Origin of the sequence: Delftia sp. WY8 (assembly GCF_018437695.1) — a bacterium.
Taxonomy (GTDB): Bacteria; Pseudomonadota; Gammaproteobacteria; order Burkholderiales; family Burkholderiaceae_C; genus Comamonas; species Comamonas tsuruhatensis.
Genome location: NZ_CP049795.1, coordinates 323,995 through 338,050 on the forward strand (window position 1 = coordinate 323,995; position 14,056 = coordinate 338,050).

The 14,056-nt window shown below is 65.3% G+C and carries 9 protein-coding genes; 4 read left to right on the forward strand and 5 right to left on the reverse strand.

Annotation, left to right across the window (positions count from 1 at the left end):
• Positions 1-115 precede the first annotated feature (115 nt).
• Positions 116-928 carry a GNAT family N-acetyltransferase gene (locus G4D77_RS01370; RefSeq protein ID WP_016446846.1) on the reverse strand — a complete coding sequence of 271 codons (813 nt, stop codon included), beginning with the start codon at positions 926-928 and terminating at the stop codon, positions 116-118.
• Between the two features lie 99 nt (positions 929-1,027).
• Here G4D77_RS01370 and selD point away from each other — a divergent pair, with 99 nt between their 5' ends.
• Positions 1,028-2,086: a selenide, water dikinase SelD gene (gene selD / locus G4D77_RS01375; protein ID WP_016446845.1), complete on the forward strand. Its 1,059-nt coding sequence runs from the start codon at positions 1,028-1,030 to the stop codon at positions 2,084-2,086.
• A 104-nt stretch (positions 2,087-2,190) separates the two neighbouring features.
• Here selD and G4D77_RS01380 read toward each other — a convergent pair whose 3' ends face one another.
• Together G4D77_RS01380 and G4D77_RS01385 are read right to left on the reverse strand one after the other, a co-directional pair.
• Positions 2,191-4,638, reverse strand: coding sequence for a penicillin acylase family protein (locus tag G4D77_RS01380; protein ID WP_154834428.1), 2,448 nt, complete (start codon positions 4,636-4,638; stop codon positions 2,191-2,193).
• Between the two features lie 176 nt (positions 4,639-4,814).
• Positions 4,815-5,294 carry an Lrp/AsnC family transcriptional regulator gene (locus G4D77_RS01385; protein WP_016446843.1) on the reverse strand — a complete coding sequence of 160 codons (480 nt, stop codon included), beginning with the start codon at positions 5,292-5,294 and terminating at the stop codon, positions 4,815-4,817.
• A gap of 703 nt (positions 5,295-5,997) precedes the next feature.
• Between G4D77_RS01385 and G4D77_RS01390 the strand changes: the two genes are divergently transcribed.
• The gene (locus tag G4D77_RS01390; protein WP_133072355.1) at positions 5,998-7,485 is read left to right on the forward strand and encodes a GGDEF domain-containing protein; all 1,488 of its coding nucleotides are present in this window, start codon (positions 5,998-6,000) and stop codon (positions 7,483-7,485) included.
• A 32-nt stretch (positions 7,486-7,517) separates the two neighbouring features.
• Here the strand turns inward: G4D77_RS01390 and G4D77_RS01395 are convergent, their stop codons facing one another.
• The gene (locus G4D77_RS01395; protein ID WP_154834429.1) at positions 7,518-9,338 is read right to left on the reverse strand and encodes a methyl-accepting chemotaxis protein; all 1,821 of its coding nucleotides are present in this window, start codon (positions 9,336-9,338) and stop codon (positions 7,518-7,520) included.
• Between the two features lie 798 nt (positions 9,339-10,136).
• Between G4D77_RS01395 and G4D77_RS01400 the strand changes: the two genes are divergently transcribed.
• Complete coding sequence (locus G4D77_RS01400; protein WP_016446839.1) at positions 10,137-10,430, forward strand: H-NS histone family protein; 294 nt, start codon at positions 10,137-10,139, stop codon at positions 10,428-10,430.
• 468 nt (positions 10,431-10,898) lie between these two features.
• Here G4D77_RS01400 and G4D77_RS01405 read toward each other — a convergent pair whose 3' ends face one another.
• Positions 10,899-12,461, reverse strand: coding sequence for a methyl-accepting chemotaxis protein (locus G4D77_RS01405; RefSeq protein ID WP_016446838.1), 1,563 nt, complete (start codon positions 12,459-12,461; stop codon positions 10,899-10,901).
• A gap of 346 nt (positions 12,462-12,807) precedes the next feature.
• Here G4D77_RS01405 and G4D77_RS01410 point away from each other — a divergent pair, with 346 nt between their 5' ends.
• Positions 12,808-13,989 (forward strand): GGDEF domain-containing protein, encoded by a 1,182-nt coding sequence (locus tag G4D77_RS01410; protein WP_046239572.1) that lies wholly within the window; start codon positions 12,808-12,810, stop codon positions 13,987-13,989.
• Positions 13,990-14,056: the final 67 nt, after the last annotated feature.

The window sequence follows — 14,056 nt, forward strand, 5'->3', positions numbered from 1 at the left end:
AAATCCATGCATTGCACCACGACGGCGCATCGAAGCATTTTTTCACATATCGCCCGCCTCGGAGCACCCGGAGTGTCGCGCTGGGTCATCATCCTTTCTTAGTCGCTGCGGCACATCAAGGTGCCGCGGCAGGCAGGCGGTAGTGATAGGCGTAGAGCGGATGAAAGCCCAGGCTTTCATACAGCCCGCGCGCCACCCGGTTGGGAGCCCGCACCTGCAGCTCGGCCCATTGCGCCCCCTGCGTCCGTCCCCAGTGCAGCAGGCCGCACACCAGCGCACGGCCCAGCCCCCGCCCGCGCATTGCAGGTGCGATGACGATGTCATACAGGCCCACGCACCCGCGCTCCAGCACGGCCAGGCCGAACCCGGCCACCTCGCCCCCGACGCGCAGCGTGGCAAAGGCGGCGGGCCAGGCAATGGACTGCAGCATGTGGTGATGCGCCTGCCTGTGCCGGGGCGGCACGGCGCCGGCCTCGGCAAAGCCTTGCAGCCAGGCCGCACCGGGCCGGGCATCCATGGCGAGGGTCCAGCCTTTTCCGTCCGCCGGCTGCGCCATGTCCGCCAAGGCTGCGCGCATCACGAGCGAAGGATCAGCCAGCAGGTAGCCGGCCTGCGCCAGCTGGGCATCGGCCTCGGGGCTGGCCAGGGGCGAGAGGCGGAAGACGGGCGGCAGGCCCTGGCGTTGGTAGAAGGCTTCGATCTGCGCCAGCAAGGCGCCAAGGCGGGCGCCGGGCTGATGGGCATTGGCCGAGTTGGCCCGCTTGGTATGGCCCTGCGCGGCGCGCAGCAGCCAGTCCCCGCAGAGCACGGTGCGCTGGGCCGGCCAGGCGTTGAAGCCGCGCTGCTCCACGCCGACCACCGTCTCGGGATCGCAGTCCACGGATGCGCGGTCATGAGCGAAAGACTTGGACATGCCCGCTTGTACCATGGCCGCCCGCCGTGCCCGCCCATAATATGGCGCGCCGCCGCGCTGGCGGCAGGCACTCTTTTCCACTACTGCGATCGCCCCCGTTCGCCGGATTGCTCCATGACCACAGACACCTCCCAAGCTCCCCGACTCACCTCGCTGTCCCATGGCGGCGGCTGCGGCTGCAAGATCGCGCCGGGCCTGCTGGCGGAGCTGATCGGCAAGAGCGCGCTGCCCAAGCAGTTCTTCCCGGACCTGCTGGTGGGCACGGAGACCGCCGACGACGCCGCCGTCTACCGCATCAACGACGAGCAGGCCATCGTGGCGACCACGGATTTCTTCATGCCCATCGTGGACGATCCGTATGACTTCGGCCGCATCGCCGCGACGAATGCGCTGTCCGACATCTACGCCATGGGCGGCCAGCCGCTGATGGCCCTGGCCATCGTGGGCATGCCCATCAATGTGCTGCCACACGACACCATTGCCAAGATCCTGGAAGGCGGCGAGTCGGTCTGCCGCGATGCCGGCATTCCGCTGGCCGGCGGCCACTCCATCGACTCGGTCGAGCCCATCTACGGCCTGGTGGGCATCGGCATCGTCAACCCGCGCCAGATGAAACGCAACGCCGACGCCAAGGCCGGCGATGTGCTGATCCTGGGCAAGCCGCTGGGCGTAGGCATCCTGTCGGCCGCGCTCAAGAAGAACCTGCTGGACGAAGCCGGCTACCGCGCCATGGTGGAGGCAACCACCTTGCTCAACCGCCCCGGCACGGCGCTGGGCAAGATGGACGGCGTGCACGCGCTGACCGATGTGACGGGCTTCGGCCTGCTGGGCCACGGCCTGGAACTGGCACGCGGCGCGGGCCTGACGGCGCGCATCGACAGCCGCAGCCTGCCCGTGCTGCCCACGGTGCAGGGCTTTGCCGAGCAGGGCGTCATTACGGGCGCCTCGGGCCGCAACTGGGCCTCGTATGGCACACAGGTGGTGCTGGGCGCCGGCATCACCGATGCCCAGCGCGCGCTGCTGACCGATCCGCAGACCTCGGGCGGCCTGCTCGTATCGTGCACGCCCGATGTGGCGGACCAGGTGCTTGCGCTGTTTGCCGAACAGGGCTTTGGCGATGCAGCCATCGTCGGCCGCATGGAAGCGGGCCAGGCCCGCGTCGTGGTGGATTGAGCCAGGCAACCAGTCAAGCGAAACGGGGGCCTGGGCCCCCGTTTGCATTGCATGCCGGATGCAGCCCCTTCAGGCGGGCACTGCATCACGCCGGACAGCGGATGTCACTCGCTCACGGTCTGCGTCTTGTAGGCCGGGCTGGCCTGGATGGCGCTGTCGGTGAACGGCAGCTTGAGCCACTGGCGCGCACCGTAGGCCTTGGTGTAGTCCGCATAGTGGGCCGAGGCAGGATCGTCCGACAGCGAAAAGGTCAGGAAGGTATGGGCCTCCACTCCGGCCGCCGGGAAGCTCACCACCTGCATGTAGCTGTTGCCGTGCGGCTGCCCGTCCATGCTGTAGCCGCCCTGCTCTATCTTGTTTTCCGAGCAGGTGATGGTGAAGTAGCCCACCTCGCCGCATCCGCCATACAGCGCCGTCTTCTCTCCGCCACGCTGCGAGAACAGCACGGTGCCACGCGCCGCATCCATGGCAAAGCCGCTGGCCTGCACGGCCTTCACTGCTTCGGCGAACGCCTTTTGCAGCGCCGCCTTGGCCGTGGGCTTGATGCCGCGCGGCGTGTTGACGGGGTCGGACGCATCGAAGGGCACGGCATACAGGTCGGCCGATTTGATCTGGCTGGCCACGCGCTTCCAGAACTCGTCCCAGACATGGGAGCCCCTGGATGCCGCCGTGCCCGTGCCGTCCCAGGCCTGCAGCGCCGTGCAGGCAGCCGATACGTCCACCGTTTCACCCGCCGAGGACACGGGGCCTGGACAGACCTGGGCCAATGCCTCGTCCTTGAAACGCGCGCTGTACACACGGCTGTCCAGCACCATCTGGCGAACGATGTCGCTGGTGGCCAGCTTGCCCGGATAGCCGTCCGTGCCCGCCAGCCGCTGCAGCGCCATGGTGTGGCCCAGGCGCGTGCGCAGGCTCTGGGCCGACGAAGTGGAGCCGAAGATGGCCGGATAGCCGGTCAGCGGCGCCGAGGCATTGGACAGCCAGTAGCTGTCGTTCATGTTGCCCACGTAGTCGCCACGCAGCAGGCTGGGCATGCGTGCCGGGCCGATGGCGCCGGCCTGCACCGAATCCGCATCCGAGCCCCAGTCGCACTGGCTGCTGCCGCCGGCCAGCACCGGCACCTGGGGCAGCGCCGCGTTGATGGCGGCCGAGGCCGGCGTGGCGCAGGCCTGCAGCTGCGCGGGCGGCACGTTGGGCACGGCGCCTATGTCGGCATACCAGACCTGGGCGTTGCCGCGTCCCGCAGCGACGGTGTTGACCCAGGGAATGGCCGACTCCTCCTTCTGGATGCGGATGAACTCGTCCAGCGACCTGGCCTGGTTCCAGCGCAGCCAGTTGCGGAAAGTGCGGTAGTTGTAGGCGTTGATGTCGCGGATGGCGAACACGCTCTGCGTGGTCCAGCCCAGCGCCGGGTCCATGGCGCCGAGGTTGACCACCGGGCCGTGAACGGTCTTGTACAGCGTGCGCGTGACCTGGTCCTGCCCGCCGGAGGCATTGCGCACGCTCACCGTGATCCTGCTGGCCTGCATGGCCTCGGTCTTGCCGTCGCGCACATAGCGGGTCGGATCATTGGGGGCCAGTTGGTACATGAACAGGCCGAAGCGCCGCGCCGTGGACACGGTGTGGCTCCAGGCCACGTCGTTGTTGAAGCCGATCAGCACCATCGGGATACCCAGGAAGCTGGCGCCACTGACGTCGATCTCGCCCGGAATCGTGAGCTGCGATTGGTAGAAGCGGTCCGGCCCCTTCCAGTACCAGTGCGGATTGCCGAACAGCACGCTGCTGCCGCCCGTGGCCTGCTGGCCGAAGCCGTACATGTTGCTGCCTATGCCCGTGGTGCCGCCCACCTGCAATGATGGCGCCACCACCTGGCCCGGCTTGAGCGCGGCCAGCTGCGTCGCGGCCGACCGGCCCTTCGCCGGCTTGGCCGAGGCCGTTGCCGCCGCAGCCGCTGCAGGCGGCACGGCATTGGCGATCTGGGCCACGAAATTGCTGTAGCCGCCGGCAAGATTGGCCGTGTACATGCGCCGCCAGATGTCCTGGGCCGTGATGGCCTGCACCCAAGGCTGGCCCGCGCAGGCCGCATTGGTCTTGGCCCCGGCCGGGGTCTCGCGCACCACGCGGTTGTAGCCTGCCACGAAGCCATCGACCAGTTGCTTGAGCTTGTCGGGCTGGGCCTGGATCATGGCGGCCACGGCGTCATCGGAGACGACATGGCGGAAGAAGAAGTCCGAATCGATGTTGCGCGGCCGGTCGATGGTGCTGTCATAGACGGCCTGGGCATCGCCGCCGAAGTGGCGCGAACGCTCCCCGCGGTAGGTCAGGAAGGAGTCGGCCATGGTGCACAGGTTGTCCTGCGCCTGGGCATAGCCCGCACCATAGCCCAGGCCCGTCCAGTCCTTGGCCTTGATGTGCGGAATGCCCATCTCCGTGCGGCGGATCTCCGCGCTGTACTTGCTGCCGGAGCCGTCTCCCGAACCGCCGCAGGCCGCCAAGGCGGCCAGGGCTATCAATGACAAGGGTTTCCATCCACTGCGAAGCGCTGGGTGCATGCTTTGTCTCCTGGTGTTATGCGTACACAAAGGCCCCGGTCTGCCACGGGGCCCGCATCAGCATAGGAGCGAGGCAATGCACTGCCTACCCGGCAGTTTCACTAGGAAATGTCTGATGCCCGACAGTCGATGTGGACAGCCGCCCGGCTCTCCATCGGCCGGCACGGGCAGAAGACTCAGGCGGCAGATTCAGCCAGCTGGCTCAGCGCCGCCGTCATGCGCCGGTCGATCTTGCGGCTGAGCACCACCGAGGTATAGGTCTGCTGTATGCCGTCGATCAGGCCTATGCGGTCCAGCAGCGCGTCGAGCTTTTCGTTGCTCTCGCAGCGCACGAACACCATGTAGTCGTACTGGCCGCTGACGGCGGAGACTTCCTCGACCTCGGTGAAACGGTTGAGTGCCTGCATTACTGAAGTGGCCGTCTTGGGCTGCACGCGAATGCCGCAGTACGCGCGCACCGCAGACTGCTCCACGCGCGCACCCAGGCGAACGCCGTATCCGGCGATCACGCCTTCCTGCTCCAGCCGGGCAATGCGGGCCACCACCGTCGTGCGCGCCAGATTCATCTGCCGGGCCAGATGCGCGGTGGAAGCCCGCGCATTGGTCTGCAGCAGGCGCAGCAGTTGGCGGTCGGTTTCATCAAGACGGTATTCCATGCAGCTCCCTGGACGTCAACGGCAAGAGCCTATGGCGGCGGCTCGGACGTGTTCAACATTTCGGCAGATATATCCACCAATCCGGCAATTCTATGCGCTGCAAATCGTCGCTTTCATCAACAAGATCCTCGTTTCATCCGAAACCGCCGCATCTGGAGTGCATCCCCATCCCGCATCGCCCAGCAGCGATGGCACATGGGCACCACCAGGCAAGAGTAATGGCTATCAGAAACAAAAGTAACTAATTACAAATCCCCCGACACACCCCGATGCTCTGCCGCTGCATGTCACCCGGCTGGGACCTCGCATAAATACTTAGCATGCATCCCATCCTTCCTTTGGCGACGCTGCTCCGCGGGCAGGGCTGCCGCCTGCGGCCGTACTGGCCGGGCTCGACGGAACACGGCAAACCGCTTGGGAAGGCGCAGCACGCATGATGGATCAGTACTTGCAAATACATGCATTTCCGCTAGATTGGCCCCGCAGGCGTAAATTTTGTGAACTCAAGTTACCCCGCATCCGTCGGTTTCCGACGCAGGGCCTGCCCGCAGTTACGCGGCTTGCCGCAGCACGCCAAAGGAGGGTTTTCCGATTTCCCGCTGCCCGCCGGACCGCTCGTTCCCCATGACAAGGGCATGCCCGGCATGCCCGACGAACGCGCGCAGTGTCCGGTGCCTCCATTCAGTCTCCACAGGGGAGACATATGTCATATCGCGCCGTATCTGGAGATCCGTGGATTTCACAAGCTGCAACGCCCTGGCGGGACAGCTTTGTGCTGGGCGGGGTGCTGTTTCTGTGCTCGGCCGTGGCGCTGGGCCTGCGCTCTCCGGGGCATCTTTCATCTCTGTGGCTGTCCAACGCCCTGCTCCTGGGCTGGATGCTGCGCAGCCCCGCCTACAGCCATAGACACTGCTGGACGGCGGCCGCCGTGGCCATGGCGTTGGCCGAATGGTTGTCGGGCAGCCCGCTTGACCAGACCCTGTGGCTGACTTTCGCCGATCTGGCAGCCGTGGCCTGCGGCTGGGTGATGATGCGGCGCCTGCCGCTGCGGGTGCGGCAGATGCGCTCCCCCTCATCGGTGCTGCACCTGGTGATGTGCAGCCTGCTTGTGAGCGTGGTCGGCGCCGTGCTGGGCTCGGTGGGCATGCACCAGCTGATGCATTGGCCCTGGCAGCCCATGATGGCCATGTGGTTCAGCAGCGAGCTGATGCACATGACTCTGTTGCTGCCCGTTCTGTTGAGCTTTCCCGCAAGCCTGGAGCCGCTGTCCTGGCGTGGCCAGCCGTTCAGGCAGATCGTGCAGGCCCTGCTGCCGCTGTTGGCCCTGGTGATCTCCGAGGCCATTGCCATCTACCTGGGCGGGCCGGGCGCGCTGTCCCTGAGCATGCCGGCCATGCTGCTGTGTGCCATGCGCTACCGGCTGTTCGTGGTCGCCCTGCTCAACCTCGCCAGCTGTGCCATCAAGCTGGCCACGTTTTCAGATGTACTGCTCACCTCGCCCAGTTCCGAACTGGAGACCACGTTCTCGTTCCGCCTGGGCCTGGCCATGCTGTCCATAGGCCCGCTGGCCGTGGCCTGCACGCTCATGGCCTTCAAGGACATGCTCAGCAAACTGCGCCATGCAGTGAACCACGATGCGCTGACCGGCCTGCTGGCACGCACCAGCTTTCTGGAGCGCGCTCAGCGCACGCTGGAGCGCCTGCAGCGCGAGCACCAGTCGGGCGCCATGCTGATGCTGGACCTGGACCACTTCAAGCACACCAACGACCGCCACGGCCATGCCGCTGGCGACCGGGTGCTGCAGGAAGTCTCGGCACGCCTGTCGCAAGCGCTGCGCCCGCATGAACTCATAGGCCGCCTGGGCGGTGAGGAATTCGCCGTGCTGCTGCCTGGCGCCGACTGCGCCACGGCCAGCGCCGTGGCCCAGCGGCTGTGCGAAGCCACGCGCGAAATCCGCATCGAGACAAGCGATGGCGCAACCATCTGCCCCACGCTGAGCATTGGCATCGCCTGCACGAACATGGCCCAGCCTCCGCTGGGTTTGAGCGCCTTGCTGCGCACGGCCGACACGGCGCTGTACCAGGCCAAGGCCAGCGGCCGGGACCGGTATTTCGTGGCGGGCGAGCGGCCGGACGAGGCCGGTACACCGGCCTTTGCCTGCGAGCATTCCGGGGGCGCCAAGGCGGCCTGACACCAGGCGCTGCCTCGGCGTTTTGCCCGCGCTCAGCGCAGGCGGCGGGCGCCGTTTACTTCGTCGAGCTTGAAGCCCGCCACGGCCTGTGCCAGCTGCACGGCCTGTTGCTGCAGCGATTGCGCAGCCGCCGTGACCTCTTCCACCAGGGCGGCGTTCTGCTGCGTGACCTGGTCCATCTGTCCAATGGCGCTACCCACCTCGGCAATGCCACGGCTTTGCTCCTGGCTGGCGTTGCTGATCTCGGCCACCAGCGTGCTGAGCTTGCGCACGCCGTCCACGGCCTGGTCGATGGTGGTGCCCGCATTGCGCACCAGCCGACTGCCCGTGTCGATCTGGCCCACGGAATCGTCGATCAGCGCCTTGATCTCCCGCGCCGCCGTGGCGCTGCGCTGGGCCAGCGTGCGCACCTCGCTGGCGACCACCGCAAAGCCACGGCCCTGCTCGCCGGCACGGGCCGCTTCGACGGCAGCATTGAGCGCGAGGATGTTTGTCTGGAAGGCGATGGAGTCGATCACGCCGATGATGCTTTCGATCTTGCGTGCCGACGCCTCGATGCCACCCATGGTCTGCACCACCTGGCCCACGGCCTCACCGCCTTGCGTGGCGATCTGCGAGGCGCTGGTGGCCAGCTCGCTGGCCTGGCGGGCATTGGCCGCGTTTTGCTGCACGGTTGCCGTGATCTGCTCCATGGCGGCTGCCGTCTGCTCCAGCGAGCTGGCCTGCTGCTCGGTGCGTGACGACAGGTCCTGGTTGCCGCCCGCGATCTCGGCCGACGCCATGCGCACCGATTCCGACGATTCGCGAATGCGCAGCAGCACCGTGGCGATCTTGTCCACGAACTGATTGAAGGACTGGCCGATCTGCGCCAGTTCGTCCCGGCCTGCCGCCGTGAGGCGGCGGGTCAGATCGCCCTCGCCGGAAGCAATGTCCTGCAAGGCATCGCGCGCCACGGCCAGGCGCATGAGCATCCGGCGCAGCACCACGGTCAACAGCACGGCCGTACCCAGCACGGAAAGCGCGGTGATGAAGGCGGCCACCTGCAGCAGCGCGCTTACGGAATGCGTGGCCTGTGCGCGGTCGATCACCACGGCCAGCGTCCAGGGCGTGCCCTCCACCTTGGCGGCATAGACCATCTGCGGCTCTCCATCGAGCACCAGGTCGGCACGTCCGCCCTGCTCGGCCAGGCGCTTGATCAGGGCCGCATCGAGCTCCGGTGCAATCGCCGAAGCGGGCTTGAGCGCCAGCTCGGGCCTGGCGTAGGCCAGCAGACGGCCTTCGCCGTCCATCAGAAAGGCTAAGCTCTTTTCCTGGGGGCGTATGGCCGCCACTTTCCTGGACATGGCCGCCAGCCGCACATCGGTGCCGACGACGGCCGTGATCGCGCCCGAGGCCCCGACCGGATCGACAAAGCTGATCGTCAGCTCACCCGTGCTGGCGTCCACGTAGGCTGGCGTGACGCCCGGACGGCCTTCCCGCACGGCCTGCTTGAACCAGTCGCGCTGGGTGCCGTCGTAGTTCTCCGGCATGGGATGGGTGAACACGGCACGCTTGTCCGCATGCACGAAGTAGGCGTCATCGAAGCCGCCGGCCTGCTGGCCTGCCAGCAGGAAAGGAATCGGGTCCGGCTGTTGCACCGCCGTTTTCAGCGAGCCGGTGATGCGCTGCTTGTCCTGGACCCAGTCGGTCAATGCGGCTGCATGGGCCTGCGTGAGCTGGCCGATGTTTTCGTCGATGCCGGACAGCGTGCTGCCGCGCGCCGTCCAGAAGGTGGCCATGGACAGCGCGAACAGCGCGGCCACTGTGATTGCCACGCAGATGAGGATCAGGCGGGCACGAAGTGTTTGAAACATGATGCGTAGTAAAGGCAAAAACGAGGGCTGTGGATGCCCACCGAGCCTATCCGAGACACACCGGCCGCCAGAGCTCAAAGAGTGCGTACTTGCCCTTGCAATTGCACGCTTCCTGGCTGCAGGTGATCCGCTGCACCACCCCTTCGAGCAAGCAGCGCTTTGCTTGCAACGCCACCGGGGTCTGAGTCGTCAGGTTTTTGCAAGTTATCGTCACATCCTGGACGGATGCATGCTATAGTGTCAATTTGTAACACAGACATTTCCCGCCCTGCAGGCGGGATCTTTTTGTCGCAAACGCCAGGGCCTTGCACCAGGGTCCTGCCGTTTGCGCCGCGCACCCTGTGTTTTTCCCTCCCTCATATTTTTGGGGTGCACCATGCGGCCTTTTCTTGCCCTTCCTGGACTGCCATGGATCCATGAAGGCCCCTGACCAGCATCGGCAGGGAGCAGGATACAAAATGTTTCATCTTGATGCAAAGATGCCGATAAGCAGGCAGACCTGTCATTCAAGGGGAGAGAAACATGAAGCGATGCATCATCAAAGTGGCCGGCGCCTGCTACACGGCCCTGTTTCCCAGCACCTGCGCAGCGGTGGCAGATGCGATGACCCGGTTTCCATACGCCACAAAAATCAGCGTCAGACTCGCCTAGACTCAGGCAACATGGGAACCTGTTCTCAAACAGGCTCTCTGACAATACGCCTGTCGTCATCCGGGTGTTGCGCGGCAGTGTAGGCTCACTTTGCCAAAAGCTCTCCCGGATTCCTTTATATTGGCAGATCAACATTCATTGATATACATGACCACAGACTACAAGACACTGCTGCAGCAAAAAGCCCAGCTCGAAGCCCAGATCGCCGAAGTGCTCAAGACCGAAAAGTCCGGAGCCATTGCCCAGGTGCGCACCATCATCGACCAATACGGATTGACCGAGGCCGATGTCTTTCCCTCGTCCAAAGCCAAGACTGGCGCTGGTTTTCGCGTGGTCGGCGTTCCCAAGTACCGCGATCCGGCCACCGGTGCGACCTGGACCGGCCGCGGCAAGCAGCCCCGCTGGATTGAAGGCAAGGACCGCACTCCCTTCGCCATATGAGGTCCGGCGCAGCCCGCCCCCTGGCAGCCACTAAGCTGCGACAGAGCCCGCCAAGTGCGGGCTTTTTGTTGCCAGAAGCAAGGGGTTAACCCTATTGCCCAGAAGTTACAAATTCTTCAATGTAGTGCTGATGTGTGAGCCGAGAGGTGCCTGCATGTTTCGGTACCCAAGCAATCACAACAAGGGAAACAGCAGGTATCACACAGGGAACTGTCCTACACCTGCACTCTCCAAAATCATGATGCCCACGTCATTGCAGCACCCGCAAGCCATGGGCATCCCGTCACGCAACGGCAAGGCCCCAACGGCCACTGGAGCAATCCGCCACCACCACGAACCATTTTCCAGCCGAGCCAGGGAGACTATCTCCTCCCTCCCCTCTCACTGACTTACCCTGGCAGGCCCGCAAGGGCCACGGCTTTTCTCTGCAACAGGACCGCCCCCGGCGGTCCTTTTTTTCTGCACGCGCTATCGCAGGGCTGGCACAGCGTTGCCAACCTTGAATACGGCCACCATACCCGACAGGCGCTGCGCCTGGTCGCTCAGTGCGGCCGCTGCCGCTGCGGACTCCTCCACCAAGGCCGCGTTTTGCTGCGTCATCTGGTCCAGATGGCTGACAGCCTGGTTGACCTGGCCAATACCGTCGCGCTGCTCGGTGGAAGACGCCGTGATCTCGCCAATCATGTCCGAGACCTTGCGCACGCTGCCCACGATGTCATCCATCACCTGGCCGGCCTGGGCGACCTGGGCAGAGCCTTCCTGCGCGGCATCGACCGAGGTGCTGATCAGCCCCTTGATCTCCTTGGCGGCCTCTGCGCTGCGATGGGCCAGGGCCCGCACTTCGCCAGCCACGACAGCGAAGCCACGGCCCTGCTCACCCGCGCGGGCCGCTTCCACAGCGGCATTGAGCGCGAGGATGTTGGTCTGAAAAGCAATGGAGTCGATCACGCCGATGATGTCGGAGATGCGGCGTGCGCTGTCGCTGATGCGGTCCATGCTGGCCACCACATGGCCCACCACGGCGCCCCCGCGCTCGGCCGCCTGGGCGGCGCTGCCGGCCAGGTGATTGGCCTGGCGCGCGGTGTCGGCGGCCTGGCCCACGGTCGCGGTCAGTTGCTCCATGCTGGCGGCTGTTTCCTCCAGGTTCGACGCCGTCTGCTCGGTGCGCGAAGATAGGTTGTGATTCCCGGCGGCAATCTCGGTGGATGCAGTGGAGATCGAGTGCACGCTGTCACGCACCTCCGTCACCAGCCCACGCAGCCGTGCCGCCATGCCCGAGACCGAGCGCAGCAGATGACCGAATTCGTCCTTGCGGCTGTCCTCGGCCGACACGGTAAGGTCGCCCTGCGCAATGGCATCGGTCAGTTGCACGGCTCGCTCCAGCGGACGCGTGATGGCACGCGTCAGCACGAAGGCCAGCGCCAGTCCGGCCAGGAGCACCACGCCCTGGACAATCCAGGCCAGCACACTGGCCTGTTGGCGCGCGGCCTGGGCCTGCTCCATGGCCGCATCGCGCTGGCTGCGCTGCAGCTGCACGAAGACTTCCAGCGAGTCCACATAGCGGCCGATGGCACCCAGGTACTGTTGCTGGACGAACTCGCGGAACGCCGCGGCATCGCCCGTCAACTTAATCTCGCGGGCCCGCTTGTTCAGCGCCAGCACCTCGGCACGGATGCTGGCGATGCGCTCCAGCGCAGCCTTGTCGGCCTCGCTGGCACCCTTGACGATCTCGGCCTGCAGCTTGGTGATCAGGCCAGAGCCTTCCTTGACCCGGCCGTCGAGCAGGCGCGTCAATTCCTCATCGGTGGAGGCATTGCTGGCCAGCACCCGCTCGCCCGTGGTTTCCGTTGCGCCCTTCCATTGAATGGCCAGACCGATGCGGTTCTCATATTCGGACAGCGTCTGCATGCCCTGGTCCATGGCGCGGGCCGCCGCAAACTGTGCCCACAGCGATACCGCAAGCATCATCGCCAACAAGCCGCCCAGCGTGCCCCAAAGCTTGGCGGACACGCTCCATTGATCAAATTTCATTCGTAGAACTCTCGTCGGAAAAACTGAACAGAGGAAAGGTGAAACAACAGGCCACGCGCACTAGCGCCGGCCGTCTTCCGGTGAAAAGCCCCGCCATATCGACATGGCCCATCAATCCGGAAAAGATGACTTGCTTTTTCGTCAGAAATACCGGGAACTTGAGGCTGCGCGCGGGCAGACCCGATATCACCCGCTGTGCACAACGCGAAACAGTGCATATGCAGTGGCAAGCGCCGGTGACATCGGATGCAAAATGCAATGACGCTTGCGGCTGCCGCGCCATTGAATGCCTGGGCTTGGAAGCTGCCAGCCGCCGTCTTTCGCACCTGCAAGTGCATAACACGCTGTGGATGTGTCACTCGATACCGATCGCCTCTATGTACTGATTGCGCCGCTGAGCATTTTGCTGCTCAGTTGCACGCTGGCCGTGTGCTGGCTGGTGCAGCGTCGCCAGCGCTATCTGCTGTGGATTGCCGGCGGCTATGCCCTGGTTTCCCTGGCGCTTGCATGGCAGAGCATTGCCCCCCGCGAACAACTCCACCATTGGGCCGTGTACACAGGCGCCATGTACCTGTTTGGCACCTGGTGCTTTGCGCGCTGCATGGCGGGGCGTTACGGGGTCTCGGCCCATCCCGTGCTGGGTTTGCTCATAGGTGCGGTGGTTCTGGCCGCGCTGTACTACTACAGCCGGATCCAGGTCGATCTGTGGGTACGCGTGCATTGGCTCAACACAGGCCTGGGCCTGCTGCAGTTGCTGCCGGCGCCCGCCATGCTGCGGCGCCGGCCACCGCAGGATTGGCTGGAGAGAATGCTCTACTGGTCCTACGTGGTGTTTGCCGGCTACACCGCCGCCCGGCCGCTGCTGGTGCTGGCCCTGGGCAGCACCGACCTCAATGAGATTGCTCGCTCCACCTACTGGCTGGTGACTCTGGTCAGCACGCTGTCGTTTGCTCTGCTGTTCACCCTGATGCTGCTGGCCTGCACGGTGCGCGATGTCTTCACCGCTCTGCGCCAGGAGCGCAACCACGACTCGCTGACCAACCTGCTCAACCGTCGCGCCTTCCAGGAGGCCGCCGAGCTGCGCCTGGCCGATTCGCACATGGCGCCGGTTTCCGTGCTGATCGGCGACATAGACCACTTCAAGCGCATCAACGACAGCTGGGGCCATGACTGTGGCGACCGCGTTCTGCAGGCCGTGGCCAGGACCTTGCAGCAGCATGTGCGCAGCGACGATCTGGTCTCACGCTTTGGCGGCGAGGAATTCGTGCTGCTGCTGATGCGCACCACGCCCGAGGAGGCCGAGCGCGTGGCCGAGCGCATACGCGCTCAGCTCAGCGCGGACGGCTATGTGCTGGCAGCCGGCCAGCGGATCACCATCAGCTTCGGCATCGCCCCCGTGGCCGCCAACACCGCCCTGACCGATGCGCTGACGCGCGCCGACGCCCTGCTCTACTCCGCCAAGCAGGCAGGCCGTGACCGTGTGCACGTGGCCGCGGACCCCGGCCGCAAGCTGCCCCAGACCGCCTGATAAAGGAAGCAAGGAACGCCTTGCTCGGGCTTGCGCCCGTCAAAACTCGCTGAAAAGAAAAGCCCGC

Coding starts and splice junctions, on each gene's coding strand:
- G4D77_RS01370 (WP_016446846.1), bottom strand. CDS start 928: ATGGTACAAGCGGGCATGTCCAAGTCTTTCGCTCATGACCGCGCATCC.
- selD (WP_016446845.1), top strand. CDS start 1,028: ATGACCACAGACACCTCCCAAGCTCCCCGACTCACCTCGCTGTCCCAT.
- G4D77_RS01380 (WP_154834428.1), bottom strand. CDS start 4,638: ATGCACCCAGCGCTTCGCAGTGGATGGAAACCCTTGTCATTGATAGCC.
- G4D77_RS01385 (WP_016446843.1), bottom strand. CDS start 5,294: ATGGAATACCGTCTTGATGAAACCGACCGCCAACTGCTGCGCCTGCTG.
- G4D77_RS01390 (WP_133072355.1), top strand. CDS start 5,998: ATGTCATATCGCGCCGTATCTGGAGATCCGTGGATTTCACAAGCTGCA.
- G4D77_RS01395 (WP_154834429.1), bottom strand. CDS start 9,338: ATGTTTCAAACACTTCGTGCCCGCCTGATCCTCATCTGCGTGGCAATC.
- G4D77_RS01400 (WP_016446839.1), top strand. CDS start 10,137: ATGACCACAGACTACAAGACACTGCTGCAGCAAAAAGCCCAGCTCGAA.
- G4D77_RS01405 (WP_016446838.1), bottom strand. CDS start 12,461: ATGAAATTTGATCAATGGAGCGTGTCCGCCAAGCTTTGGGGCACGCTG.